Here is a 26,276-nt window from a genome sequence, read left to right as displayed (position 1 = left end):
CGATTCACACTTTTATAATAGGGTATAGTGATAAATTATGCGAAACACGTGCATGAACACGATGGGGTAATTCACAATGGTTGAAAAAAATATTTATCCGACAGGATTGAACGAATTGCGTTCGGTGCGCCGTGAAAGCCGCATTTTATTCCTGATTGTGGGCCTGTTTAGCGTGTTCGTGAATTTGCTGATGCTCACAGGGCCATTGTTTATGTTGCAAGTCTACGATCGCGTGCTTGGCAGCAGATCAGAAGAAACGCTTACCGCGTTGATGGTGTTGGTTGTTGTTTTGTATGTTTTGATGGGCGTACTTGACTGGGCACGTGGACGGGTGCTGGGGCGTGTTGCTGCACGGTTTCAATCACGCCTTGATGAACGCGTGTTTGATGCGGTTCTGAAATCTGCGAAGATCCCAGATCAACAAGGTGTGCCCAAAACAGGGCTTCGTGATCTTAGCTATGTGCAACGCTTTTTGTCATCACCAGCATTGTTTGCAATTTGTGACATTCCGTGGACACCGATTTTTGCAGCGGCGATTTTCCTGTTCCATCCGTGGCTTGGAATTTTGGCGATGTCAGGCGGTGCATTATTGATCGCCGTGACCGTGATCAATCAATTGGTGACAAAAAAAGGTGTGATAGAATCACAACAACAAGCATCCATCGCCGATCACTTTGCCGAAGCCGTTCGCGAAGATGCCGAATCTGTCGAAGGTTTAGGAATGCGTGACGCAGTTTTATCGCGGTGGAAAAAATCACGCGATGCGGCATTACAGTCGTCAATTTCGTCATCCGATCTTACGGGTTTTTTCACATCATTCTCCAAATCGTTTCGCCTGCTTTTGCAATCGGCGATGTTGGGTTTGGGCGCTTATTTGGTTTTGCAGGGCGAAATGACACCCGGTGCAATGATTGCGGGTTCCATTTTAATGGGACGCGCATTGGCACCAATCGAATTGGCAATCGGTCAATGGCCGTTGGTGTTACAAGCAAAGGATGGCTGGCATAATCTGTCGCGTCTTTTACAGACCGTACCGGTGCAAACTGCACGCACAATTTTACCCGTGCCAAAGGCGATGTTAGAGGCGAAAAATTTAACGGTCTTTCCGCCAGGTGAGCGTGAACCTAGTTTGCGCATGGTGTCGTTTCGGGTCCTACCAGGGCAAGCGATGGGTGTGATTGGGCCAAGTGCGGCAGGTAAATCCAGCCTTGCCCGCGTTATCACAGGAATTTGGCCACCCAGTTCAGGTAAAATTCGATTGGATAGCGCCGCACTTGATCAATATGAACCTGATACACTTGGGCAATATATCGGATATTTACCCCAAAATGTGACGTTGTTTAACGCAACCATCGCGGAAAATATCGCGCGCATGTCGGTTGCACCAGATGATGCCAAGGTGATCGAGGCGGCACAAAAAGCGGGCGCTCATGAAATGATCCTGCAACAGCCCGATGGATATAACACAATGTTAAGCGCGTTTGGCGGCAAGCTTTCTGGGGGTCAGCGACAACGTCTTGGGCTTGCACGTGCGCTTTATGGTGATCCGGTGATGCTTGTGCTGGATGAACCCAATTCGAATTTGGATAGCGTTGGTTCCGATGCATTGAACAATGCCATTCGCGAAATGAAAAAGAACGGCAAGTCGGTCATTATCATGGCGCATCGTCCAGCGGCCATCGCCGAATGTGATACGCTTTTGATTTTAGAAGGAGGCGTTCCCAAAGCATTTGGTCCGCGTGACGAAGTGCTTAAGGCGAATGTTCAAAACGCCGATCAAATTGCCAAAGGATTAACCCGCCCTAAACCCAAAGCAGCGCAACCACCACAGCGCCCAAGGGAATATAAAAAAATCAAACCGATGATTTTGAGCGATGCGTTAAACAAGGAGCCAAAAGATGAGTAATCCTGTTGATAACGCGCCAAATTGGTCAGCAAAAAAACCAGTTTTTGCTGGATTTCTTGCGGTTCTTATTTTGATTGTTGGATTGGGTGTTTGGGGGAATGTCACCAAAATTGCAGGTGCCATTGTCGCCAGCGGTCTGATTCAAGTCGAAAGTTTTCGCCAAATCGTGCAACACCCAGAAGGCGGTGTTGTTGGTGAAATCAATGTCAAAGACGGAGATCGCGTTGATGCGGGTGAAGTTTTAATCCGTTTCGATGATCGGTTCCTAAATTCGCAAATTGCACTGATCGAAAGCCAGCTTGCCGAAGTTTCGGCAAGAAAGGCCCGTTTGATTGCAATGCAAGACGAAGAAGAAACAATATCATTTCCAACAGCTTTGTTAGAACAGGCAAAATTAAAACCAGAGGTCAATGATATCGTCGAGGGACAACGCAGATTGTTTTTTGCACAACGCGAGTCAATTCAAAAAGAAGAACAGCAGCTTGAAGAACGCAAAGGCCAAATCAAAATCCAAATTGGCGGAACAGAGGCGCAATTAGCATCGACCGAAAAACAAATTGAATTTGTTGAATTGGAATTAAAGGATCAACAGGATCTGTTGGCCAAAGGCTTGGCGCAGGCAACACGTGTTTTGTCATTACAACGTGAATTGGCGCGATTACAGGGCACAGTCGGTGAGTTGCAATCGGCAATTGCGGGTGGTGCGGCACAGGTCATTGAAACGGATATTCAGATTTTGCGACTTGGCACTTCACAGCGAGAGCAGGCGATTTCAGAGCTGCGCGAAATGGAAGTGCGCGAATTGGAATTTATTGATCAATTGTTCAGCGCACGTGAAACATTGGCCCGATTGGATGTACGCGCCCCTGTTGCAGGTGTGGTTTATGGTATGCAGGTTTTTGCCTTGCGATCAGTGGTGCGCGCCGCCGATCCCATCATGTATATCATTCCCCAAGACCAACCATTTGTGATCCAAAGCAAAGTCGAAGCCATCCATGTGGATCAGGTTCACATCGGACAAGAGGCGGCGTTGCGGTTTTCAACATTTGATTTGCGCACAACGCCCGAAATTTATGGCACGGTCGCACGCGTTTCTGCCGACGTGTTTCAGGATGAAATAACCGGCGTGTCCTATTATTCCGCTGATATTTTACCAAAAGAAGGTGAATTGGAAAAATTGGGTGATGTCGAATTATTGCCTGGCATGCCCGTCGAAGCCTTTATCAAAACAGACGAGCGCACACCTGCAAGTTACCTGATCAAACCGCTCGCGGATTATTTCAACCGGGCATTTCGCGAAAGCTGATCACGGTAATTATGGCTTGCTCTTGGTGTGAATAAGATTAGCGTGGCTTTCAATTCACGGGCGAAATATAGGAGTGTGATATGTCTGGAAAATACGAAACTCGGTTGGCCGAATTGGGTGTGGTATTGCCCGCTGCGCCAGCACCTGCGGCGAATTACGTGCCATATGTAATTGTTGGCGATTTGGTGTTTATCTCTGGTCAAGTTGCCCAAGATGAAACGGGCCGTATTTGCGGAAAATTGGGCGATGATTTTACTGTCGAACAAGGGCAAGCCGCAGCAAAAACATGCGCAATAAATTTAATCGCACAGTTGAAATCTGCCTGTGACGGCGATTTGGACCGTTTGAAACGTGTGGTGAAATTGGGCGGATTTGTAAATTCTACACCCGATTTCAAAGAACACCCAGCAGTCGTAAACGGTGCATCAGATTTCATCGGCGAGGTTTTTGGTGATATCGGCGCCCATGCACGTGCAGCGGTTGGAAGCTCTAGCCTTCCACTGGGTGTTGCAGTGGAAATTGACGGGATTTTTCAGATTTCATGACAAAGCTTGATCGCGGGTTTTTTACAAAACCTATAAGCCACCGTACCTTGCACGATATTGCCGATGGGCGCCCTGAAAATTCGTTTGAGGGTGCACAAGCCGCGATTGATGCGGGGTATGCCATTGAAATTGATTTGCAACTGTCCAGCGACGGTATCGCGATGGTGTTTCATGATTACGATTTGGAACGTCTGACTGGGCAAAAAGGCTTTGTTCAGAATATGTCTGCGGCAGAGCTTTCGCAAATTCAGTTGCTGCACGGTGAACGCGCAATCCCAAAATTCGATGATTTTTTAAACGTCATTGATGGGCGCGTCCCATTGTTGGTTGAATTAAAGGCGCAGAACCTGACATTGGACGAAGAAACTGATGATATGGTGAATGCGGTGAAAGCCTGCGTTGATGGATATACTGGCCCCTTGGCGTTTATGTCATTCAATCCACATATGATCGAAACATTTGCGCTGGTTTTGCCAGAATATCCACGTGGTTTGGTTACTGATCCTTATACGCAAAAAGATTGGCCAATGATTGCGGATGATCGGCGTGAAACGCTTGCTAAAATTCCCGATTATGAACGTGTTGGTGCATCGTTCATTTCACATAATGTGAATGATTTACAATCGGATGCCGTCGCAAAGATCAAAGCCAAAGGCGGCGCAGTTTTTTGTTGGACGGTCAGATCCAAAGAACAAGAGCAAGACGCCCGCAAAATTGCACAAAATGTGACGTTTGAAAAATATCTTGCCAAATTTTAAACGATGAACAACACCCCAAATATCGAAGTGTCAGTCATCACAGGAATAGATGAAATCGCACCAGATGAATGGGATACTTGCGCGAATGCGCAAAATGCGGATCGGCCGAAAGATCCATTCACCACGCATCGATTTTTAAAAGCACTGGAAGATAGCGGATCAGTGGGCACAGGAACAGGCTGGGTTCCACGCCACGTTGTTGCGCGTCAAAATGAACGGCTGATTGGGGTGATGCCAAGCTATGCCAAAGGGCACAGTCAGGGCGAATATATTTTTGATCACAATTGGGCGCATGCGTATGAAAATGCGGGCGGTGAATATTACCCCAAGCTTCAGGTCGGGGTACCGTTCACACCTGCGACAGGGCGTCGTTTTTTAACCCGCGACGGATTTGCGCAAATCGGCATGTCGGCATTGGTTCAGGGCGCAATCGAGTTGGTAGCGCAGAATAATTTATCATCTTTGCACGTCACATTCTGTGATGAATCTGAATATATTGCCGGGGGGCAAATTGGGCTGAAACAACGTATTGGCCAACAGTTCCATTGGTATAACGACGGTTACGCCAACTTTGATCAGTTTTTGAACAAGCTTTCTTCGCGCAAGCGTAAAAATATCCGCAAAGAACGAACAGGCGCCCAAGAATTTGGTGGCACGATTCATCAGTTCACGGGTGATCAGATTTTGCCTGAACATTGGGATGCCTTTTGGCAATTTTATCAAGATACGGGGGCACGCAAGTGGGGAACGCCATATTTAACCCGCGCGTTTTTTGAATCCGCACAGGAAAGCCTCAGAGATGATATTTTACTGGTTATGTGTGAACGTGATGGGCGTTGGATTGCGGGTGCGTTAAATTTCATCGGACGCGATACCTTATATGGGCGGTACTGGGGCTGTGTGGAAGATCACAGATATTTGCATTTTGAGGTGTGTTACTATCAAGCGATTGATTATGCGATCAAGCATGGGTTGAAGCGGGTTGAAGCCGGTGCGCAAGGTGAACATAAACTTGCGCGGGGATATTTACCCACACCTGTTTATTCGCTCCATTGGTTTCGCGATGCAGGGTTTGGTGAAGCGGTTGAAAAATATCTGGAAGCGGAGCGAAATGCAGTTGGTGAAGATATTGAAATTCTAACGGCCTATGGCCCGTTTCGCAAAAATGTTGGAGATAAAAATGGCGGAGAAATTGAATGATATCACGCGCAAAGAAGCGCTTGATGGGTTGATAAAATCTGGGTGGAGTCCGGTTGACGGGCGTGATGCGATACAGAAGCAATTTAAATTCAAGAGCTTTGTGCGCGCGTTTGGCTGGATGAGCAGTGTGGCGATTATCGCAGAAAAGATGAACCATCATCCAGAGTGGTCCAATGTTTATGCAACCGTAAATGTTGTGTTGACCACCCATGATGCGGGTGGTCTGACAGATTTGGATGTCACTCTCGCGCGTAAAATGGATGCTTTAGCGCAATAGGTTTTATGCCTTCGGCGAGGATATTTTAAACATTTGGATTGTTAGAGCGTTTCGAGCAAAGATTCACCGGCACTGATTGTGCATTCACCAGGAGATTCTTCGACTTGTAGCGTCGTTACTTTGCCGTTTTCGACCACCATGGCATAGCGCTTTGAGCGTGCAAGTAAACCTGCGGGGGGGGCAGAAAAATCCATGCCAATCGCAGTGGTGAATTTGCTTTCGGCGTCTGCGAGTACGTGGATACCTGCATCAAGAGCACCTGTGTCTTTGCCCCATGCATGCATAACGAATGGGTCGTTCACAGAAACGCAGATGATGTCATCAATACCTTTGGCGCGAAAATCGTCCACGGTGCGAACAAAGCTTGGCATATGTGCTGATGAACATGTTGGGGTATAGGCGCCAGGAACTGCAAAAATAACTAGTTTTTTACCGGTGCTCAAAGATGAAAGGTTAACCGGTTCGGGGCCATTTTCCCCAAATTTTGTAAAGCTTGCATCAGGGAGAATATCGTCAACGGAAATCGTCATTTTGTATTCCTTTCTATTTTCAATTTGTTCATGTGATGTATAGGTTGATTACGTTGACTGTACCAGAAGTTTGGATAAGGGGAAGTGATGGCACACGTAGTCGTGATTGGCGCTGGGCAAGCGGGGTCTTCTGTTGTTGCCAAGTTGCGAAATGATGGTTTTGAAGGAGAGGTTACCTTGATCGGCGCTGAACCTATTTTACCATATCAGCGCCCTCCATTATCCAAAAAATATTTGCTGGGTGAAATGGATTTGGAACGTTTGTTTTTGCGTCCAAAGGCATTTTATGACGACAACAACATTACGCTTAAATTGGGCAAAGCGGTTGATTCCGTAGATAGTATTGGAAAAACGATTGCGATTGGTGGTGAAAAAATTGGTTACGATCAACTGGTTTTTGCCACAGGTTCGTCACCGCGGTATCTTCCTGCGAGTGTTGGGGGTGATCTGGGCGGTGTCTACGCTGTTCGCGATTTGGCAGATGTTGATGCGATGGCGTCAGAATTTGAAAGTGATCGCCATGTCTTGGTGATTGGTGGTGGTTACATCGGGTTGGAAGCAGCGGCGGTTGCCGCGTCAAAGGGGCTTCGTGTGAGCGTTGTAGAGATGGCGGATCGCATATTGCAACGCGTCGCCTGTAAAGAGACATCTGATTTTTTTCGCAGGTTGCATCAGGAAAACGGTGTGGAAATCATTGAAGGTGTTGGTCTGGAAACTCTGATCGGCGATGGTCGTGTGAGGCAAGCAAAACTTTCTGATGGGCGTATTCTGAACGTTGATTTTGTTGTCGCTGGTATTGGAATAATGCCATGTGCACTTGTCGCGGAGATGGCGGGCGTTGCAATGGATAATGGGATTGCGACGGATAAATTTGGCCGCACCAATGTGGATGGGATTTGGGCCGCGGGTGATTGTGCGTCTTTTCCATATAACGGCCAACGTATTCGATTGGAAAGCGTGCCCAATGCGATTGATCAGGCGGAAACTGTTGCCCAAAATATTATGGGTGGAGAAAAGGAATATAATGCAAAGCCTTGGTTTTGGTCAGATCAATATGATGTGAAGCTGCAAATTGCTGGGCTGAATAGCGGGTATGATGATGTAATTGCACGCCGTGGCGAGGGCGCCGTTTCATTTTGGTATTTCAAGGGCGATGCAATGCTGGCAGTCGATGCAATGAATGATCCACGTGGATATATGATCGGTAAGCGTATCATCGAAGCAGGCAAAACAATTGATAAAACAGCAGTTGCCGATCCTGCCACTGATTTGCGTGCATTCATGTAATGCGGATTATCGCTGGTAAACACAAAGGAACCGCGTTGGCGTCCGTTGGCAAAGGTGACACAGGCGCGCATTTACGCCCGACCACGGATCGAGTGCGCGAAAGCATATTTAATTTGCTGATAAACGGAGGATATGGCGATCCCATATCCGAAGCGCGTGTGTTGGATTTATTTGCAGGAACAGGTGCACTGGGACTGGAGGCGTTATCACGAGGGGCGAAATTTGTTTTATTTGTGGATGACGGAATAAAATCGCGAAGCTTGATCCGACAAAACATTGATATTTTACGCGCCATTGGTCCAACAAAATTATATCGGCGTGATGCAACAAAGCTTGGTACGAGCACATTTGAGCCCTTTGATTTGGTATTTTTCGACCCACCATATGGCAAGGGTTTAGGGCAAAAGGCATTGGTGTCCGCCGCAGGCGGGGGATGGATCAAGGATGCTGGATTGATCGTTTGGGAAGAAAACGCAGAACAGGTTGCACCTGATGGGTTTGAAATGCTTGATGCGCGAAAATACGGCGATACATGGGTTCATATTTTGGAATATGTTGGCGTTTAATCCGCGCTTGTTCGTTGTGTTGTGATATGCGATTCTGTCCAAAATACGATGAATAAAGGTCGGAACGTGCAGGCATCTTTGTTAAAAAATGTATTTGGTCATGATGCGTTTCGCGATGGGCAAAAGGAAATCGTTGATGCTGTAACGGGCGGCGACGATGTGTTGGCGATTATGCCAACGGGCGGTGGGAAATCATTATGTTTCCAATTGCCCGCTTTGATGTCTGATGGTGTTACGGTCGTTATTTCCCCGTTAATCGCATTGATGCGCGATCAGGTCGCGGCATTAAAACAGATCGGCGTGAATGCAGGAGCATTGACAAGTGGAAATACAGACGAAGAAACCGAAGAGGTTTTCGATGCGCTGGAACAAGGCATATTAAAGTTACTGTATATTGCGCCGGAACGATTGGCCAATCCCGGAACCGCGATGATGCTGCGCAAGGTTGGCGTTTCGCGCATTGCCGTAGACGAGGCCCATTGTGTGAGTCAATGGGGGCATGATTTTCGTCCTGATTATTTGCGTATTGGCGCATTGCGCGATGAATTGAATGTGCCGCTTGCGGCCTTTACCGCCACAGCGGATGAAGAAACGCGCGCGGAAATTATCGCGCGGTTGTTTGCCAAATCAGATCCCAAAATATTTCTGCGCGGATTTGATCGCCCGAATATTCATCTGGCCTTTGCGGCGAAAAATGCGCCGCGTCAACAAGTATTGAAATTTGTGGCGATACGAAAAAATCAATCTGGTATTGTGTATTGTGGGACACGGGCAAAAACCGAAACATTGGCACAAGCCTTGCGTGCCGAAGGTCACGTTGCATTGCATTATCATGCAGGCATGGATGCCGAAGAACGACGCATCGCAGAATCACGGTTTCAACGCGAGGATGGGCTGATCGTTTGTGCGACTGTTGCGTTTGGGATGGGGATTGATAAGCCCGATATTCGTTATGTGGTCCACGCTGATTTGCCAAAATCAATGGAAAGCTATTACCAAGAGATTGGCCGCGCTGGGCGGGATGGTGCGCCTGCGGAAACGCTCACGCTTTATGGAGCGGATGATATTCGTTTGCGTCGCGGTCAGATCGACGAAGGTCTTGCCCCCAATGAGCGCAAGCAGGCGGATCATGGGCGGTTGAATGCTTTGCTAGGACTTGCAGAAGCACGACGTTGCAGGCGGCGTGTTTTGCTCCGATATTTTGGCGATGAAACCGAAGGGTGTGGCAATTGCGATCTGTGCGACAGCCCACCCGAATTGTTTGATGGAACAACATCGGTGCGCATGGCGTTATCCGCGATATTACGCACGGGCGAATATTTCGGAGCGGGGCATTTGATTGACATTCTGCGTGGGGAACGCACGGATAAAATTCGTGCCAAGGGTCACGATGAATTGCCAACATTCGGAGTAGGGACGGAATATTCAAAGGGCGAATGGCAGGCAATTTTTCGACAAATGATGGGGTATGATTTGGTGCGCCCTGACATGGAACGTTACGGTGCATTGCGCATGACAGATGCCGCACGTCCAATATTACGCGATGAACAAAAGATTGAATTGCGCCGCGATACAATCGTAAAGGAAACGCGCCGTTCTGTACGTGTGAAATCTTTAATTCGAGAAGAAGACGAACCATTATTATCCGCGTTAAAGGCCAAGCGCCGCGCATTGGCAGAATCGCTACAAGCGCCAGCATATGTAGTTTTTCCAGATAGTACGTTGATTGGTATGGCCACGGCAAAACCGCGTAATCTGGATGAATTTGCAAAACTTCCCGGTGTCGGTGCGGTGAAATTAGAACGCTATGGTGCGGCATTTTTAACTGTGATCAACGGTGAAACACCACGATCGCATCCCGCACGGCGCAAATTGGCAGGGCGCGATACGGGTGAAATTTTTGATCGATTGCAAGCGGCGCAAATTGAATTGCAACGTGGGCCAGATGGAACGGGGAAACCTTTGTCGTGTAACAGTTCGACATTATCCAAAATCGCCCAGATCAAGCCACGCGATTTGGCCAGCCTTGATCGAATCCAAGGCATGGGTGCGCAAAAAACAGAACGCTTTGGCAATGTGTTTTTGGAAATTTTGAATGGTGATTAAGGCTTGGCCTTGGGATAAAAATCGGTATGTTTAGAATAATTCTAAAATGACGAAGGTGTTCAAATGCTTGCTGTGATCTCTCCTGCGAAAAAGATGAATTTCGATCCGTTGGAAAAATCCATTTCCGACAGCCAACCGCAATTCCAATCGGAAGCGAATGCATTGGTCAAAGTTGCGAAAAAACTGTCTGTTTCAGATTTACGTGCAATGATGAAAATTTCCGAGGATTTGGCAAAATTGAACCGCGAACGTTTTCAAGCGTTTAAAGATACGCCATCTGATTTGGAAACCAAACAGGCAGCGTTTGCATTTGCAGGGGATACATATACGGGTTTGCAATCGGACAGTTTATCGGATGATGATCTTGCCTATGCTCAGGATCACTTGCGCATTTTATCTGGTCTTTACGGTGTACTGCGCCCCTTGGATCGTATTCAACCCTATCGTCTTGAAATGGGACGCAAATTGCAAACCAAAGCTGGCGGAACACTATACGCATATTGGAATGATCGTATCGGAAACGCACTTGATAGCGCGGCAAATGGCGGCGCGGTTATCAATCTGGCCTCGAACGAATATTTCAAGGCCGCTGGTAAAAATATGAATTCCACGGTCATTACCCCAGCGTTCAAAGAAGAACGTGACGGTGGGTTAAAAATGATTGGACTGTTCGCCAAAAAAGCACGCGGTTCTATGGCACGCTATATAGTTCAAAACCGCATCGAAACATTGGATGGGCTTAAATCATTTGATACCGATGGATATAAATTCAACGCAAAACTATCTGGTGAAACCGATTGGGTGTTTACACGTAAAACACCCTAATGCGAATTTGCGATGGTTTTGCGCAACTGTTCGATTGACGGAATGCGCAAGCTACGTTTTTCGCGCCCGATAATACCAGCCTTGCGTAACCGACCCATTTCACGCGCAACGCCTTCGCGGCTTGAAAAAATAAATGCAGCCAATTCGCTTTGGGTTGGTGGGCGGTCGATAAGAACGTTATCTTCTTCCGCATTGCGCGTATTTTTAAGCGCAAGCTCCAACAATGCTTCGCGCAGACGCAGATCGGCGGACTTGGCGTTAAAATCAACCACTCGTTTTGACAGATGCCGCAGATGGCTCACCAATATTGAAAGCGCTGCGAATGTCATGTCGGGATAGGTTTTGATTAATTCCAAATATTTTTCAGCGGGTAAAGATGCCGCCAAACATTCGCCAGATGCGACAACACTGGATGAGCGCGGTGAATTATCAATCGCCGAGAATTCACCAAAACAATCACCTGTTGCGACACTGATAAATGAAATTTCGCGTCCTTTGTCGGTATAGATTGTGGCCTTTGCCGCCCCGCGTAACACGAAAAACACATCAGAGTTGCTATCGTCTGCTGAAATCAGAAACTGTCCAGAACTGTATAAATGTGTGGACCAAGCGCTGGACAAAATATTCCAGCTTTCCTGGCTTATCTGACCAAGAAAGGTGCTTTTGGGGAATGTGAGTTCATTACGTTGCATAACATGTAGTTACGTTAGGGAAAGGAGGGAATAAGTGACCTATATCACACTTTAGGAAAATACGCAAAAACAAACGCAATATTGGTTGCCAACCATATGCAATGAATTTTCTTGACAGAAATTATCTGTTGGTGAAAAAATCATTTAAAATTTCACGAGATGGATAAAAATGTCCGACACTCTGCAAAAATTCCCAACGTCGCTTGGTGCTGATTTGCGTGCATTGCGTAAATCGCGTGGAATCACCTTGGCTCAGATGGCGGAAAAAACCCAACGTTCGGTGGGTTGGGTTTCCCAGATTGAACGTGACCTATCCGAACCGTCGATCACAGATTTACGAAAGCTCTCTCATATTTTGGGCGTGTCGATTTCCTTGTTCTTTGGTCAATCCGACATGAAAGAAAATGAAAAAGGGCGCATTGTACGTGCGTCTGCGCGGCGCCAAATCGGGGGTGGTGACGCCGGGTTGATCGAGGAATTGTTATCACCTGATCTTACAGATGATTTTGAAATGGTTCGTTCTGTATTCCAACCAAATGCCAAATTATCAGAATTCGTTACCCGTGACACACAAGAGGTTGGATATCTCATTTCTGGCCGTCTGACATTGTGGTTGGGTGACGAAAAGTTTGATTTGGAAGCAGGTGACAGTTTTCGCATACGTGCAGAGCGGTTCAAATGGGAAAACCCACATTCAGAAACAGCGGTTGCGATTTGGGTAATCGCACCGCCAGTGTATTAGGATAAGCGATGCAAACAGGTTCTTGTGAATGCGGTAGCGTGACATTTGAAATAACGGGAAATTTGCGCCCCGTTGTGGCGTGTCATTGCACACAATGTCGAAAAACCAGTGGACATTATTGGGCAGCCACACAGGTGGACAACGAAAATCTGAAAATTATCAATAAATCTGGGTTGAAATGGTTTCGTTCGTCGAACTTTGCGCGACGCGGTTTTTGTACGGGTTGCGGAGCAAGCCTGTTTTGGCAATTGGATGGTGAAAACGCGACATCCATCGGGGCAGGCGCATTGGATGGTGAAACAAACCTAAAAACAGAAAAGCATATCTGTTGTGCCGATAAGGGCGATTATTACGATATTTCAGATGGCTTGCCACAGGTGGCGGGCGTGGGCAATTCAAACGACTAACAACGGGAACAGACATCCCCAAACAAAGGACAAAAACGCATGGCAGATTTTCCAACGACGGCACGTGTTGTGATTATTGGTGGGGGTGCGGTTGGCGCATCCAGTCTTTATCATTTGGCCAAGGCGGGCTGGACCGATTGTGTTTTGTTAGAAAAAAATGAGCTGACCGCAGGGTCAACTTGGCATGCCGCAGGGAATATTCCGACATTTTCCACCAGCTGGTCGATCATGAATATGCAGCGCTATTCAACCGAGCTTTATCGCCGATTGGGCGCAGAGGTTGATTACCCGATGAATTATAATGTGACCGGGTCGGTACGATTGGCGCATAGCGCTGAACGTATGCGCGAATTTGAACGCGCTGCTGGCATGGGGCGGTATCAGGGGATGGATATCGAAATGATGGGCGTGAGCGATTTCAAAGATCGCTATCCGTTTATGGAAACACATGACCTAGCGGGTGGGCTGTATGATCCGTATGACGGGGATATGGATCCAAGCCAGCTAACCCAAGCATTGGCGAAAGGGGCCCGCGATATGGGCGCGCAAATTTTCCGTTTCACACCTGCAATTGGTGTGCGCCGCGAAAATGGTGAATGGATTGTTGAAACTGATAAGGGTGAAATTCGTGCAGAATACGTTGTAAACGCCGCTGGCTATTATGCACAAAAGGTTGGCGAATGGTTTAAACCATATGGCGGGCGTACCGTTCCGATGATGGTCATGAGCCATCAATATCTGTTGACGGATGAAATCCCCGAAATTGCAGAATACACCAAGGCAAATGGCAAGCTCCCGTTGTTACGTGATGTGGATACATCATACTATTTGCGCCAAGAAAAACACGGTTTGAACCTTGGCCCGTATGAACGCAATTGTAAGGCGCATTGGGTCACACCAGACGATCCATTTCCCGAAGATTTCAGTTTTCAGCTTTACCCAGATGATTTGGAACGCCTTGAATGGTATATCGAAGACGCGATGGCGCGTGTGCCGCTGTTGGGTCAAACGGGTATCAACAAAGTTATCAACGGCCCAATTCCATATGCACCTGATGGGTTGCCATTGCTTGGCCCGATGCCAGGTGTGCCAAATGCGTTTGAGGCTTGCGTATTTACCTTTGGTATTGCCCAAGCGGGTGGCGCGGGCAAGGTTCTGGCGGAATGGATTACCGAAGGATACACAGAATGGGATATGTGGGCGGTCGATCCGCGCCGTTATACCGACTATACCGATGCGGATTATTGCATCCAAAAGGGTATGGAAACATATGGCCACGAATATGCCATGCATTTCCCACGCCATGAATGGCCCGCAGGACGCGATAAAAAACTGTCACCCGTTCATGATCGCGTCAAAGAGCTTGGCGGGGTCATGGGTGCCTATAACGGCTGGGAACGCGCCAACTGGTTTGCAAAGGATGGCGATGATACATCGCTGGATGCCACGCATACTTGGGGGCGATCGGGGCCATGGGAACAACGCGTGCGCGAAGAATGTGAAGCCGTGCGCGATCATTGCGGTGTGCTCGATTTGCCCGGCTTTTCTCGGTTTGCGATTTATGGTGATGGCGCTGCTGAATTTTTGCGTGGATATTGTACGGGTGCGTTGCCAAAAATTGGCCGTATGAATTTGATTTATGTGGCAGATGCACGCGGACGCATTGTGACCGAAATGTCGTGTATTCGTACCGGCGAGGATGAATTTTCGTTGATCACTGCGGCAACTGCGCAATGGCATGATCGTGATTTGTTGGTCAATGCAGCACCCGATGGGGTGACGATCAAGGATATCACAACCACACGCGATACACTAATTGTGACAGGTCCAAAATCAAGAGAGATTTTAAAACCTCTCACAGATGCCGATTTATCTACGGGATGGCTTACTCATCAATCCGCGACATGTGCAGGCAAGAAATGCCATCTGATCCGTGTATCATTTGCAGGTGAATTGGGGTGGGAAATCCATGCCGTGAATGATGATATGCCAGTGATTTATGAAGCGATAATCAAAGCGGGTGCAAAACCGTTTGGCATGTATGCGTTGGATAGTTTGCGTGTCGAAAAAGGGTATCGCACATGGAAGGGTGATCTTTCATCTGATTACACATTGCTCGAAGGTGGGCTTGACCGGTTCGTTCGATTGGACAAACCACAGGATTTCACAGGCAAAACAGCGCTTCAAAATGAAATGCAACAAGGGCGTAAAAAGGCGTTTGTAACATTGCTGGTTGATGCGGATGATTGCGACGCGCCCTATATGTCTACGATCTGGCATGACGGACAGGTTGTTGGCGAAACCACGTCTGGGGCGTGGGGGTATCGTATTGATGCATCGGTTGCTCTTGGCATGGTGCGCGTCGATTTGGCTGTTCCAGATACCAAGCTAGAGGTCGAAATTTACGGCAAGCGTTACGATGCAATTGTACAGGCTGATCAACCGTTGTGGGATCCCGAAAATGAAAGACTACGCGCATGACAAACCTTCCAGATAAAGCGCGGGTCGTCATTATCGGTGGTGGGGTGATCGGATGTTCTGTCGCCTATCATTTGGCCAAACTGGGTTGGAAAGATATTGTCTTGCTAGAGCGCAAACAATTAACTTCTGGCACCACATGGCATGCGGCGGGGTTGATTGCACAGCTTCGCGCAACTGCCAATATGACCAAACTTGCCAAATATAGCCAAGAACTCTACGGCGCATTGGAATCCGAAACAGGTGTCGCAACAGGTTTCAAACGTTGTGGGTCAATCACTGTTGCACTGACGGATGAGCGTAAAGAGGAAATTTACCGCCAAGCCGCAATGGCGCGTGCCTTTGGGGTCGAAGTCGAAGAAATTTCTCCCAACGAGGTTAAAGAAAAATATGAACATCTAAACATTGAAGGTGTTAAGGCGGGTGTTTGGTTGCCATTGGATGGGCAAGGTGATCCAGCAAATATCGCATTGGCATTGGCCAAAGGTGCACGCCAGAATGGCGCGATTGTGCGTGAACATGTGCGTGTCGAAAACATAACCAAATCGGGCAAACGCATCACGGGTGTTGAATGGGAAGCGAACGGCGAACGCGGGCATATCGCTGCTGATCATGTGGTGAACTGTGCTGGCATGTGGGGTCACGAAGTGGGCCGCATGGCGGGTGTGAATGTGCCCCTGCAAGCGTGTGAACATTTTTACATCGTGACCGAGGCAATCAAGGGTTTAACGCAAATGCCAGTGCTGCGTGTTCCTGATGAATGTGCGTATTACAAAGAGGACGCGGGAAAGTTCCTGCTCGGTGCGTTTGAGCCGAACGCGAAACCGTGGGGGATGGATGGTATTCCGTCGGATTTTGAATTCGATCAATTGCCCGAAGATTTCGATCATTTTGAACCGATCTTGGAAAAGGCATGTGAACGATTGCCGATGCTGGCGGACGCTGGCATTCACACGTTTTTCAATGGGCCAGAAAGCTTTACCCCTGATGACGCTTATCATTTGGGATTGGCGCCTGAATGCGAAAATTTTTGGGTTGCGGCGGGGTTCAATTCCATCGGCATTCAATCTGCTGGTGGTGCGGGCATGGCGTTGGCACAGTGGATGGATGCGGGTGAAAAACCGTTTGATCTGGGCGATGTGGACATAAGCCGTATGCAACCGTTTCAAGGCAATAAAACATATCTGTATGAACGATCGAAAGAAACGCTTGGCCTGCTATATGCCGATCACTTTCCATATCGTCAAAAGGCAACCGCACGTGGCATTCGCCGCACGCCATTTCATCAACACTTGTTGAGAAATGGTGCGGTGATGGGTGAATTGGCAGGATGGGAACGCGCGAATTGGTTTGCGAACGCCGAGCAAAAACCAGAATATGAATATTCGTGGAAACGCCAGAACTGGTTCGAAAATTCGGCCACTGAACATCGCGCAGTGCGCGAAAACATTGGCATGTATGACATGTCATCTTTTGGGAAAATCCGCGTAGAGGGTCGTGATTCCGAAACGTTTTTGAACTATGTCTGTGGCGGCGACATGTCCGTTCCAGTTGGTAAAATTGTCTACACTCAATTTTTAAATTCCAGCGGCGGGATCGAGGCGGATGTCACCGTAACGCGCCTGAGCGAAACTGCGTATTTGGTGGTGACACCTGCGGCCACGCGATTGGCGGATCAAACTTGGCTACAACGCCATGTGGGTGAATACAATGTCGTCATTACCGATGTCACAGCAGGCGAAGCAGTGCTTGCCGTCATGGGTCCCAATAGCCGCAAATTGTTACAGGCAGTGAGCCCAAATGACTTCACCAATGCGACCAATCCATTTGGCACCGCTCAAGAAATTGAAATTGGTATGGGTTTGGCGCGAGTGCATCGCGTGACCTATGTTGGGGAACTTGGCTGGGAAGTGTATGTGAGTGCCGACCAAGCAGCACATGTTTTTGAAACATTGCAAGACGCAGGGCAAGAATTTGATCTGAAACTTTGTGGTATGCATATGATGGACAGTTGTCGCATCGAAAAGGGATTTCGCCATTTTGGGCATGACATCACATGCGAAGATCACGTAATGGAAGCTGGCTTGGGCTTTGCCGTAAAAACCGACAAACCCAATTTCATTGGCCGCGATGCGGTGCTTCATAAAAAGGATACGGGATTGAACAGCCGTATGGTGCAATTCATGTTGAATGAAAGTGAACCAATGCTGTACCACAACGAACCGATTTTGCGTGACGGCGAAATTGTTGGGTATTTATCTTCGGGTAGCTATGGCCACACCTTGGGTGGGGCTGTTGGGTTGGGCTATGTCCCTTGCGCGGGTGAAACGGCGGCGGATGTTCTTGGATCATCATATGAAATTGATGTTGCTGGAACGCGTGTGGCAGCAACCGCAAGTTTGCGCCCGATGTATGATCCCAAATCAGAACGGGTTAAGGTGTAAACGGGCTTTGGAAAAGTTACATTATCAGCCACCTTCGGCGCCGCTCACCATTTTGCATGCGGATGCCGACTTGTTGGTGGTGGATAAACCATCTGGTTTGTTATCGGTCCCCGGAAAGGCCGCAGAGCATGCGGATTGTTTGGAAACGCGAATGCGCAATATCTATCCTGACACGCTATTGGTGCACCGCTTGGATATGGATACATCTGGCGTGATGGTTTTTGCACGCAACAAATCCGCGCAACGCCATCTGGGGTTACAGTTTGAAAAACGCCAGATGCAAAAAACATATCATGCGATTGTCGCTGGGATCGTTCGTGATGATACGGGCTTGGTTGATCTGCCGTTAATTGTGGATTGGCCAAATCGACCGCTACAGAAAGTGGATTTGGAAACAGGGAAACCTGCGCAAACAGAATGGCGTGTGCGTTCGCGTTCACACAATTCAACATATGTTGAATTATATCCAAAAACGGGGCGTAGCCATCAGTTACGTGTTCACATGTTGGCCATTGGTCATCCCATATTGGGTGATCGTTTTTACGGCGATTCAGATGTGATTTCCCGCATGGACCGCCTTGCGCTTCATGCATCAATGCTCAGGCTGCGCCACCCAACGGGTGGTGCATGGTGTGAATTTATCGCCAAATCACCGTTTTAAGCGCCCGCTTGCCCAACGGAGTTGAAACCGATAATCACAGGTTCAACAAAAGGAAAATCCGATGGCAATTGATCCCGTAGACTTAACCGCAAAACTTGTACGATGCGCATCTGTGACCCCGACCGAAGGCGGGGCACTTGTATTGCTTGAGGAAATGCTAAGCGCGGCTGGTTTTACCTGTACGCGTGTTGATCGGGGTGATGTTTCAAACCTGTTCGCGCGTTGGGGTGCGGGGAAAACGTTTGGGTTCAATGGTCACACGGATGTGGTGCCAGTTGGAGATGTGAATGCATGGTCAGTTGATCCGTTTGGTGCACAGATCAAAGATGGGTTTTTATATGGGCGTGGATCAACGGATATGAAATCTGGCGTGGCGGCATTTGCGGCAGCAGCGATTGATTACGTTTCTGATACACCCCCCGATGGTTCCATCGTTTTGGCAATTACTGGCGACGAAGAAGGCGATGCCAAAGACGGCACTATTGCCTTGCTGGAATGGATGGATGCCAATGGCGAAAAGATGGATCATTGTTTGGTTGGTGAACCGACCTGTCCCGATACAATGGGTGAAATGATGAAAATTGGGCGGCGCGGTTCGATGACCGCCTATTTCACTGTTCGCGGCGTTCAGGGGCATTCAGCCTATCCGCATCGCGCGAAAAACCCATTACCGGCGATGGCGGATTTGGTTTGTCGTTTGGCGAGCCATAGTCTTGATAATGGTACAGATCATTTTGATGCATCGACATTGGCCGTGACAACAATTGATACGGGCAATCCCGCGAATAATGTGATCCCAGCACAATGCAAAGCTACCGCAAATATTCGATTTAACGATGCACATCATTCGTCAGATATTTCCACATGGATGCGCGGTGTTGCCGATGATGTGGCCAAAAATTATGGCGTTGAAATTGATATGAATGTGTCCGTATCTGGTGAAAGTTTCGTCACCCCACCAGGTGAATTATCTGCGTTAATTGCAAATGCGGTAAAGGTTGAAACAGGTGTGGTGCCAGAGGCATCGACCACGGGTGGCACATCCGATGCACGGTTTGTGAAAAACCATTGTCCTGTGGTCGAATTTGGATTGGTTGGTAAAACCATGCATCAGGTCGATGAGCGTGTAGAAGTCACCCAAATTCACCAGCTCAAGGCGATTTATAAACGCATATTGCAGGACTATTTTGCGTGAACAAACATCTTTTTATCATGTTAAAAGAACCCCAAGCAGGGCGCGTGAAAACACGCCTTGGCGCGGATATGGGCATGACGCGCGCTGCATGGTGGTTTCGTCACCAAGCATCTGATTTGATCAGACGTCTGTCCGCCGATCGTCGTTGGCGCACAGTGCTTGCAGTTGCACCAGATCATGCAGGATTACAAAGTCGTATTTGGCCAAACCATTTACCCAAATGGCCACAAGGAAGTGGAAATTTAGGTGATCGTATGGGGCGCGTTTTTCGTCATGCACCAAATGGTCCGGTTGTGATTATTGGGGCAGATATTCCCAATATTACACCAGAACTGATTGATCGCGCATTTCGTACACTTGGTGATCATGACGCCGTGTTTGGCCCAGCGCCTGATGGCGGGTATTGGTTGATCGGGTTGAAACGTGGTGCAAATGCAATTCCGCGAGGTTTATTTGATAATGTGCGTTGGTCAAGCGAACATACCCTAGCAGATACAAAAGCGACGCTTGCGGGTGCAAGCGTCGCTTTCATTGATGTTTTGCAAGATGTCGATCACCTATCCGATTTGCAACGGATCAAGCGCGATCAATAATTTACATCGCCGCCTTCAACCTTTTTGGAAAATTCCGTGCTGCCACCTGCGGCCAGAATTTTGGCTTGGGCGACCCATTTGTCACGGGATACCCGGCCTTTGAAACCCTCTAAATTGGCATCCACCCATGCAACTTCGTTTGGGGTCCAATTTGCGATTTGATAGAAATGATAAAAGCCAAGTTTGTTACACAGCTCTTCCATTTTTTTGCCAACACCTTTGATCTGTTTCAGATCATCGGCAACACCACCGCGTGGGCCATCTAGTGCTTCTGGTCGGGTACCTTCGTTTGCACCTTCGACAACGCCATCACCGTCGTAATCTTCTGACATATCAACGGATGTTGCTGGTGCAGCAATTGGTGCAATTTTGGCGTTGCGACAATCGTCTAGATCGGCCTGACATTCATCAAGATCTGCGCGGCACCCGTTTAATTGCGCTTGTAGCGTATCAATTTGGCGTCGTGAACGCCCCCAAATCAACCAGCCTACGAACAATCCTAGCAATGCTGCCAATGCCAGTAAAATCCACCATTCCGAGAGTAAAAATCCCCATTCTTTAAACATTATTCGTCTCCTTTTGGGTTGGCATCCGCCTTAGTTCTGATTCCAAGTAAAGGTCGTACGCCGATTTGTGGCTTGGCCTTCTTCTGTTTCGTTTGATGCGATTGGGTCGCTTTCACCATATCCTTTGGCAACCATTGCCGATGCATTCACACCGCGTTCCACCAATGCAGCAACAACAGCAGAGGCGCGCTCAAGGCTGAGTTGGGCATTATATTCGGCACTTCCGCGGCTGTCGGTATGACCGCCAACTTCAAGGCCGATACCCTGATCTACACATCCACGCAAAATTTCCGCCAACTGGTCAATCAGTTCAAGTGAACTTGGATCAAGGTCTGCTTTGGCTGTGACAAAGTTGATTTTTGCACCTTGCAATAAATCGGCGGTACGTTGTTCACATGATGCCAGTGTTGGTAACACAGTTGTTTCTGTTTCTGGCTCCGGTTGGCTTATCTCAGGTTCCGCGATTGCGGGTTGTGGTTCCTGTTCCACTGGTTTTGGCTCTTCTGGTTTTACCAGCCAAAAACAATCTTGGTAAATTTCGGTCTTACCCGTTTGTGCGTTCACGCGTTCAGTTCCATTTTCAGGTTCTTGTTCTGAAACCTGCAACGATATTTGGGCATTTTCACCAAAGGCCGTCGTCATTTCTGATTTGGTTTCTTCCAATCGGCACGCTTGCCCTGGACGAAGCACCGCGGAAAGATTTGTAAAATCCGTACCAACCGTTGCATTTGCTGTTTCAAACGTTGGAACCCAACGCCCGATTGCTGTTAAGCGGTCTTTGATTTGATCTTCACCGGTTAGACGGCTGTTTGTGACGCCACCTGAAATATTGGCAAGTCCAAGTGCACCCGCCACTTCATCATCAGAAAGCCCATTTGGCGCCTTGCCAGAAATGGTGCCCGCGCCGTTGGCGCCAAGGTCGAACGAAATAATTGCAGGCTGTCCGTCATCAAGCGCGGTCAAATGCAATTCGACATCATATCCTTGTGGTACTTTGCCAATTTGGGTTGCGACACTATCGGCAACGCTTGGGTTTTCCACCGTACCTGTGAGCGTGAGTTTGCGATCAACAATGTTCAGCTCGCCATCGGTTAACCCGTTAAGCGCACCGACACCTGCACCGACAAATGCGGGCCAGTTTTCATCGGGCATCCCTGCGGCAAGTTGTAAATTATCCGCCTGATCCCCGATAAATTCTGCAAGGCTTTCACGTGCGGTTTCATCAGGAATGAACCCAGCGAAATCAACCTGATCGCCCTTCTTTTCACCACGAAACGTGTATTCATCCAGCGGTTTAACCGTTAAGTCGGCATTTGCGGTGTAACCTTCTGGTAAATCGTTCAGCGCCGTTTGAATGTCCAATGCCACTGTTGGATTTGCCGCCTCACCCGTAATGGAAAGATTGCGATCAACAACTTTCATTTCGCCAATTGTCAGCTGTGCCAATGCATCCGCACCCTTGCCGACCAATGCTGGCCAATTCTCATCGGGCATACCAAATGCGGGTTTTAATTGCGCATCTGATCCGACCAGATTTGTAAACGTATCAATGGCATCTGCGGATGGAACCAACCCTTGGAAGGAAATCCCGTCCGTTGTTTTTTGCCCGTCGAAAACATATGGGCGGGTGGGGGTGACATCAATGTTGATGTTCGCGGCATAGCCTTCTGGCAAATCATTGAATTGTTCAACAACGCTTGTGCGATCTTCTAGGTTTTTTGCCAATCCTGTCAGTGTTATTTCACGATCAGAAATATCCAGCGTTGCATTGCTCAGCGGGTTCAAAGCCGCGTAAGATTTCTGAACCACAGATGGCCACTGTTCGTCTGGCATGCCAGAAGCAAGCGAAAGTGTTTCGGATGAAATACTACCGTTAAATGTGTCATTGCGTGGGGTATTACCTGAATAGGCGATGTTCCCATCGTCTGATTTTTCTGCGCGAAACACATAGGGTGATGCAACATCCATCAAAGCGATATTGTCGTTCACCACACGCCGTCCGGTGACATCGTTCAATGCAGAAAGAATTGCGTCTTTTTGAACTTGGTTTTCGGCCAAACCAGTGGCAGTGATATCGCGCCCAGAAACCGTCGTTTCAATTAGCGATGTATCTGGAATAGTTTCAGCGGCAGATTGCGCAACGAATGTTTCAATTTCTTTGGTATCTTTGCCAAAATTCCAATGTGTAAGAATTTTGCCCGTTCCAACAAAACCCAAAAACAAATATCCTAAAACCAGGATTAATATTCCGATCACGGTACGCAAGATGGCTCTCCCCAATATTAATAAGCCTAATTGTGAAGTAAATTTAGGAAGTTCACGTCCACGTTACAAGTATTAAGGTGAGGATGTTCATTTCACCAATCGGTGGTGATTTGTTCATCGTCCGTTAAATTGCAATGACCCCATAGATTTTGCATGTTAAGCAACGGGTATGAAAAAACTTCCCACCAAAGACGAAATCCTAAATTGGATCGCAGAAAACCCCACAAAAACCAATAAACGCGACATTGGGCGCGCATTTGGGATCAAGGGTGCGGCGCGTATCGATTTGAAACGCATGCTCAAAGAATTAACCGCCGAGGGGCATTTGCAAAAAGAAAAGCGCACGTTTCACGACCCAAATGGATTACCACCCGTTTCGGTTTTGCGCTGTTTGGGAGCGGATAAAGACGGTGATGTTTGGGCAGAAGCCTTGGAATGGAACGGTGATGGTGACACACCACGCATTCATATTTTGCCATCCAAAGATCATTCAGCCCCTGCCAAAGGTCAACAGGTGCTTTGCCGCTTGTCGCCCAGCACACAAGAAGATGTCACCTATGATGCGCGGATCATTCGCAAACTAAGCGATGGACCAGAGCTGTTTATCGGGATTTATCGCACGGGTTCAGAGGGCGGGCGCATTATGCCCGTGGATAAAAAACGCGATCGCGAATGGCGTGTTACGGAAAAAGATTCCAATGGCGCCAAAGACGGTGAACTGGTCGAAGCACAGCAATCTGGCCCCAAGGGGCGCATGGGGCTGCCATCTGCACGGATTGTTGAACGTCTTGGCGATCCGATGGCGCCCAAGTCAATTTCTCTGATCGCTATTCATCAACATGAAATACCCGATCATTTCCCTGATGATGTGGTGGCAGAGGCCGAAAATGCGCAACCCGTAGAATTGGGTGATCGCACCGATCTGCGCCATTTGCCATTGTTTACAATTGATCCATCCGATGCGCGCGACCATGATGACGCAATTTGCGCCGCCCCTGATGATGATCCAAAAAACGAAGGCGGTCATATCGTTTGGGTCGCCATTGCTGATGTCGCGCATTATGTACGGGCGGGTTCGCCGCTGGATAAAGAAGCGCGCAACCGTGGTAATTCATCCTATTTCCCCGATCGTGTGGTGCCGATGTTGCCTGATGCGTTATCGGGCGATTTATGTTCACTGCACGAAGGTGTGGATCGTGCCTGTATGGCGGTGCGGATCGTATTGGATTCCAAAGGTGAAAAATTACACCATGAATTTCACCGCGGTTTGATGCGATCACCAGCGTCGCTATCCTATGAACAAGCGCAGGCCGCACATGAAGGGCGATATGACGAGGCGACAAAACCGCTGGCTGGCCCAATTGCGGATTTATTCGCGGCATATGCAAGCGCGACCAAGGCCCGCAATAAACGACAGCCGCTCAACCTTGACCTACCGGAACGCAAAATCGTTCTGTCTGACGAGGGTGTCGTATTGTCGGTTGATTTTCGCGCGCGTTTTGATGCGCATAAATTGGTCGAAGAATTCATGGTCACCGCAAATGTGTGTGCGGCAGAAACGCTTGAATCCAAACGCACAGAATTGCTCTATCGCGTTCACGAAGAACCAAGCCCTGAAAAACTCGACGCACTGCGCGAGGTTGCGGATGCGGCAGGCATGACGCTTGCCAAGGGTCAGGTTCTGAAAACCCAGCACATCAATAAATTGCTAGAGGCCGCGAAAGATTCCGAAGACGCCGAAGTTATCAATATGTCTGTACTGCGGTCCATGACCCAAGCGTATTACGCACCTGTCAATTTTGGCCATTTTGGTTTGAACTTAAAACGCTATGCACATTTCACATCACCCATTCGCCGCTATGCTGATTTGATCGTGCACCGCGCGTTGGTCACGGCACATGGGTTTGGCGATGATGGGTTGCGTCCCCAAGATATTGAACAGCTCAAAGAAACGGGTGAATGGATTTCACAAACTGAACGTCGATCCATGTTGGCCGAACGCGATACAACAGATCGCTATTTGGCGGCATTTCTGGCTGAACGTGTTGGCAATGAATTTACGGGTCGTGTCAGCGGCATCGCTAAATTTGGATTATTTGTAAAGTTGGACGAAACGGGTGCCGATGGAATTATCCCGCTGGCCAATCTTGGGCGCGAATACTGGCGCTATGTGGAGCGCGATGGATCGCTCAAAGGCGAAGATTCAGGGCGCGTTATTCAGGTTGGTATGCCGTGTAAGGTCAGCCTTGTTGACGCGACTGCGGTTACAGGTGGTTTGACACTTGAAATGTTGGAATTAGATGGCAAACCCATGCCCAAGGGCAGTTCCCGCACACGTGGTAAGACCGGCAAAAACGGCGGGCGGCGCAAACTGGTTAAGGCGAAATCAAAATCCGCCAAACACCGGCGCAAAGTAAAACGCAGCCGTTAATTTCGATTTAATTTATATGTCAGCGCATGTTTAATCAGCAAGCAAAGCTTGTCTGGTTGAATATCTTCGCGCGTTTCAAACAACACACCACGATTGCCGTCAAAGCGAAAGTCAGTGCCAAAGGTCTGTGCAAAATTTGAAATGACATTGCTTTGACAATGGGCAAATATTCCAAACCCACCCGACTTGGGCACCCCAAGTCGCAGCGCGGTTCCAATAGGCGAAACATAAGATGGTTGTCCCCAACGTAAACATTCATCGATTTTGGAAACGTGTGAAAGCGTTGCGCCTGTGGAAAAAATCAATTGGCGCAATTCAATTAAATGAAGCCGTGAATCGCTTGGAAAATCGGCAAAAATCTGTTCGATTTGAGGATCTGAAAACGGATATTTCATCATTTTTCGCACGACTGATACATAGGCAAACAGCATAAGCAACTATTCGCAATGTGATCAAACATTATATTTTTGCGCTTTGGTCTTGGTGCAAGAATCGC

Annotated in this window: 23 protein-coding genes; 18 read left to right on the top strand and 5 right to left on the bottom strand. The window is 48.2% G+C overall.

Going from position 1 to position 26,276, the window contains the following annotated elements; all coding sequences use genetic code 11:
• The first annotated feature begins 76 nt into the window (after positions 1–76).
• The 6 genes from BFP76_RS14490 (at position 77) to BFP76_RS14465 (ending at position 5,992) form a co-directional block, all read left to right on the top strand.
• A complete protein-coding gene (locus BFP76_RS14490) occupies positions 77–1,906 on the top strand; it encodes a type I secretion system permease/ATPase (RefSeq protein WP_099594671.1) in 1,830 nt (609 codons plus the stop codon).
• Positions 1,899–3,212: an HlyD family type I secretion periplasmic adaptor subunit gene (locus BFP76_RS14485; RefSeq protein ID WP_099594670.1), complete on the top strand. Its 1,314-nt coding sequence runs from the start codon at positions 1,899–1,901 to the stop codon at positions 3,210–3,212. Before BFP76_RS14490 ends, BFP76_RS14485 begins: the two co-directional genes overlap by 8 nt.
• A gap of 80 nt (positions 3,213–3,292) precedes the next feature.
• Complete coding sequence (locus BFP76_RS14480) at positions 3,293–3,757, top strand: RidA family protein (protein ID WP_099594669.1); 465 nt, start codon at positions 3,293–3,295, stop codon at positions 3,755–3,757.
• Positions 3,754–4,515: a glycerophosphodiester phosphodiesterase family protein gene (locus BFP76_RS14475; RefSeq protein ID WP_099594668.1), complete on the top strand. Its 762-nt coding sequence runs from the start codon at positions 3,754–3,756 to the stop codon at positions 4,513–4,515. The genes BFP76_RS14480 and BFP76_RS14475 overlap by 4 nt, the downstream gene beginning before the upstream one ends.
• 3 nt (positions 4,516–4,518) lie before the next feature.
• Positions 4,519–5,715, top strand: coding sequence for a GNAT family N-acetyltransferase (locus BFP76_RS14470; protein ID WP_099594667.1), 1,197 nt, complete (start codon positions 4,519–4,521; stop codon positions 5,713–5,715).
• Positions 5,696–5,992 (top strand): 4a-hydroxytetrahydrobiopterin dehydratase, encoded by a 297-nt coding sequence (locus BFP76_RS14465; RefSeq protein ID WP_099594666.1) that lies wholly within the window; start codon positions 5,696–5,698, stop codon positions 5,990–5,992. The genes BFP76_RS14470 and BFP76_RS14465 overlap by 20 nt, the downstream gene beginning before the upstream one ends.
• A gap of 41 nt (positions 5,993–6,033) precedes the next feature.
• Here BFP76_RS14465 and BFP76_RS14460 read toward each other — a convergent pair whose 3' ends face one another.
• A complete protein-coding gene (locus BFP76_RS14460; protein WP_099594665.1) occupies positions 6,034–6,522 on the bottom strand; it encodes a peroxiredoxin in 489 nt (162 codons plus the stop codon).
• An 87-nt stretch (positions 6,523–6,609) separates the two neighbouring features.
• Between BFP76_RS14460 and BFP76_RS14455 the strand changes: the two genes are divergently transcribed.
• The 4 genes from BFP76_RS14455 to yaaA all read left to right on the top strand — a co-directional run bounded on the left by BFP76_RS14455 (position 6,610) and on the right by yaaA (position 11,306).
• Positions 6,610–7,809, top strand: a complete 1,200-nt coding sequence (locus tag BFP76_RS14455; RefSeq protein WP_099594664.1) for an NAD(P)/FAD-dependent oxidoreductase — start codon at positions 6,610–6,612, stop codon at positions 7,807–7,809.
• Positions 7,809–8,375: a 16S rRNA (guanine(966)-N(2))-methyltransferase RsmD gene (rsmD, locus tag BFP76_RS14450; RefSeq protein WP_099594663.1), complete on the top strand. Its 567-nt coding sequence runs from the start codon at positions 7,809–7,811 to the stop codon at positions 8,373–8,375. The genes BFP76_RS14455 and rsmD overlap by 1 nt, the downstream gene beginning before the upstream one ends.
• Positions 8,376–8,423: 48 nt before the next feature.
• A complete protein-coding gene (gene recQ / locus BFP76_RS14445; RefSeq protein ID WP_205661476.1) occupies positions 8,424–10,481 on the top strand; it encodes a DNA helicase RecQ in 2,058 nt (685 codons plus the stop codon).
• Positions 10,482–10,544: 63 nt separating this feature from the next.
• Positions 10,545–11,306, top strand: coding sequence for a peroxide stress protein YaaA (gene yaaA, locus BFP76_RS14440; RefSeq protein WP_099594662.1), 762 nt, complete (start codon positions 10,545–10,547; stop codon positions 11,304–11,306).
• Here the strand turns inward: yaaA and BFP76_RS14435 are convergent.
• A complete protein-coding gene (locus BFP76_RS14435; protein WP_099594661.1) occupies positions 11,303–11,998 on the bottom strand; it encodes a Crp/Fnr family transcriptional regulator in 696 nt (231 codons plus the stop codon). The two genes, yaaA and BFP76_RS14435, sit on opposite strands and share 4 nt — an antisense overlap.
• A gap of 169 nt (positions 11,999–12,167) precedes the next feature.
• On the opposite strand from BFP76_RS14435, the gene BFP76_RS14430 reads away from it, so the two are divergent.
• The 7 genes from BFP76_RS14430 (at position 12,168) to BFP76_RS14400 (ending at position 20,518) form a co-directional block, all read left to right on the top strand.
• Positions 12,168–12,740, top strand: a complete 573-nt coding sequence (locus BFP76_RS14430; protein WP_099594660.1) for a helix-turn-helix domain-containing protein — start codon at positions 12,168–12,170, stop codon at positions 12,738–12,740.
• A gap of 8 nt (positions 12,741–12,748) precedes the next feature.
• On the top strand, positions 12,749–13,147 hold the full coding sequence (locus tag BFP76_RS14425; RefSeq protein ID WP_099594659.1) for a GFA family protein: 399 nt from the start codon (positions 12,749–12,751) through the stop codon (positions 13,145–13,147).
• A gap of 39 nt (positions 13,148–13,186) precedes the next feature.
• On the top strand, positions 13,187–15,628 hold the full coding sequence (locus tag BFP76_RS14420) for a GcvT family protein (RefSeq protein ID WP_099594658.1): 2,442 nt from the start codon (positions 13,187–13,189) through the stop codon (positions 15,626–15,628).
• Entirely contained in the window at positions 15,625–18,069 is a 2,445-nt protein-coding gene (locus BFP76_RS14415; protein ID WP_099594657.1) for a GcvT family protein, read from the top strand. Before BFP76_RS14420 ends, BFP76_RS14415 begins: the two co-directional genes overlap by 4 nt.
• Positions 18,070–18,076: 7 nt before the next feature.
• Positions 18,077–18,730 (top strand): RluA family pseudouridine synthase, encoded by a 654-nt coding sequence (locus BFP76_RS14410; protein ID WP_240514078.1) that lies wholly within the window; start codon positions 18,077–18,079, stop codon positions 18,728–18,730.
• A 61-nt stretch (positions 18,731–18,791) separates the two neighbouring features.
• Complete coding sequence (dapE, locus tag BFP76_RS14405; protein WP_099594655.1) at positions 18,792–19,925, top strand: succinyl-diaminopimelate desuccinylase; 1,134 nt, start codon at positions 18,792–18,794, stop codon at positions 19,923–19,925.
• Positions 19,922–20,518 (top strand): TIGR04282 family arsenosugar biosynthesis glycosyltransferase, encoded by a 597-nt coding sequence (locus BFP76_RS14400; protein ID WP_099594654.1) that lies wholly within the window; start codon positions 19,922–19,924, stop codon positions 20,516–20,518. Before dapE ends, BFP76_RS14400 begins: the two co-directional genes overlap by 4 nt.
• Here the strand turns inward: BFP76_RS14400 and BFP76_RS14395 are convergent.
• Entirely contained in the window at positions 20,512–21,084 is a 573-nt protein-coding gene (locus tag BFP76_RS14395) for a hypothetical protein (RefSeq protein ID WP_099594653.1), read from the bottom strand. The genes BFP76_RS14400 and BFP76_RS14395 overlap by 7 nt on opposite strands.
• 30 nt (positions 21,085–21,114) lie before the next feature.
• Positions 21,115–23,340 (bottom strand): OmpA family protein, encoded by a 2,226-nt coding sequence (locus BFP76_RS14390; protein WP_240514079.1) that lies wholly within the window; start codon positions 23,338–23,340, stop codon positions 21,115–21,117.
• 178 nt (positions 23,341–23,518) lie between these two features.
• Between BFP76_RS14390 and rnr the strand changes: the two genes are divergently transcribed.
• On the top strand, positions 23,519–25,780 hold the full coding sequence (gene rnr, locus BFP76_RS14385; RefSeq protein ID WP_099594651.1) for a ribonuclease R: 2,262 nt from the start codon (positions 23,519–23,521) through the stop codon (positions 25,778–25,780).
• Here rnr and BFP76_RS14380 read toward each other — a convergent pair.
• Entirely contained in the window at positions 25,777–26,178 is a 402-nt protein-coding gene (locus tag BFP76_RS14380; protein WP_240514077.1) for a DUF1801 domain-containing protein, read from the bottom strand. The two genes, rnr and BFP76_RS14380, sit on opposite strands and share 4 nt — an antisense overlap.
• Between the last annotated feature and the right edge of the window lie 98 nt (positions 26,179–26,276).

Origin of the sequence: Paramylibacter kogurei, from assembly GCF_002742285.1 — a bacterium.
In the GTDB taxonomy this organism is placed as follows: domain Bacteria; phylum Pseudomonadota; class Alphaproteobacteria; order Rhodobacterales; family Rhodobacteraceae; genus Amylibacter; species Amylibacter kogurei.
Note: the sequence above shows the minus strand (reverse complement) of the source record. Positions and strands in the feature narration are given on the sequence as shown.

Bases quoted from the DNA above. Each gene is read 5' to 3' on its own strand.
- BFP76_RS14490 (WP_099594671.1), top strand. From the start codon at position 77: ATGGTTGAAAAAAATATTTATCCGACAGGATTGAACGAATTGCGTTCG.
- BFP76_RS14430 (WP_099594660.1), top strand. From the start codon at position 12,168: ATGTCCGACACTCTGCAAAAATTCCCAACGTCGCTTGGTGCTGATTTG.
- BFP76_RS14475 (WP_099594668.1), top strand. From the start codon at position 3,754: ATGACAAAGCTTGATCGCGGGTTTTTTACAAAACCTATAAGCCACCGT.
- BFP76_RS14485 (WP_099594670.1), top strand. From the start codon at position 1,899: ATGAGTAATCCTGTTGATAACGCGCCAAATTGGTCAGCAAAAAAACCA.
- recQ (WP_205661476.1), top strand. From the start codon at position 8,424: ATGAATAAAGGTCGGAACGTGCAGGCATCTTTGTTAAAAAATGTATTT.
- BFP76_RS14435 (WP_099594661.1), bottom strand. From the start codon at position 11,998: ATGCAACGTAATGAACTCACATTCCCCAAAAGCACCTTTCTTGGTCAG.
- BFP76_RS14415 (WP_099594657.1), top strand. From the start codon at position 15,625: ATGACAAACCTTCCAGATAAAGCGCGGGTCGTCATTATCGGTGGTGGG.
- BFP76_RS14470 (WP_099594667.1), top strand. From the start codon at position 4,519: ATGAACAACACCCCAAATATCGAAGTGTCAGTCATCACAGGAATAGAT.
- BFP76_RS14455 (WP_099594664.1), top strand. From the start codon at position 6,610: ATGGCACACGTAGTCGTGATTGGCGCTGGGCAAGCGGGGTCTTCTGTT.
- BFP76_RS14480 (WP_099594669.1), top strand. From the start codon at position 3,293: ATGTCTGGAAAATACGAAACTCGGTTGGCCGAATTGGGTGTGGTATTG.
- BFP76_RS14395 (WP_099594653.1), bottom strand. From the start codon at position 21,084: ATGTTTAAAGAATGGGGATTTTTACTCTCGGAATGGTGGATTTTACTG.
- rnr (WP_099594651.1), top strand. From the start codon at position 23,519: ATGAAAAAACTTCCCACCAAAGACGAAATCCTAAATTGGATCGCAGAA.
- dapE (WP_099594655.1), top strand. From the start codon at position 18,792: ATGGCAATTGATCCCGTAGACTTAACCGCAAAACTTGTACGATGCGCA.
- BFP76_RS14380 (WP_240514077.1), bottom strand. From the start codon at position 26,178: ATGATGAAATATCCGTTTTCAGATCCTCAAATCGAACAGATTTTTGCC.
- BFP76_RS14460 (WP_099594665.1), bottom strand. From the start codon at position 6,522: ATGACGATTTCCGTTGACGATATTCTCCCTGATGCAAGCTTTACAAAA.
- BFP76_RS14425 (WP_099594659.1), top strand. From the start codon at position 12,749: ATGCAAACAGGTTCTTGTGAATGCGGTAGCGTGACATTTGAAATAACG.
- BFP76_RS14465 (WP_099594666.1), top strand. From the start codon at position 5,696: ATGGCGGAGAAATTGAATGATATCACGCGCAAAGAAGCGCTTGATGGG.
- rsmD (WP_099594663.1), top strand. From the start codon at position 7,809: ATGCGGATTATCGCTGGTAAACACAAAGGAACCGCGTTGGCGTCCGTT.
- BFP76_RS14420 (WP_099594658.1), top strand. From the start codon at position 13,187: ATGGCAGATTTTCCAACGACGGCACGTGTTGTGATTATTGGTGGGGGT.
- yaaA (WP_099594662.1), top strand. From the start codon at position 10,545: ATGCTTGCTGTGATCTCTCCTGCGAAAAAGATGAATTTCGATCCGTTG.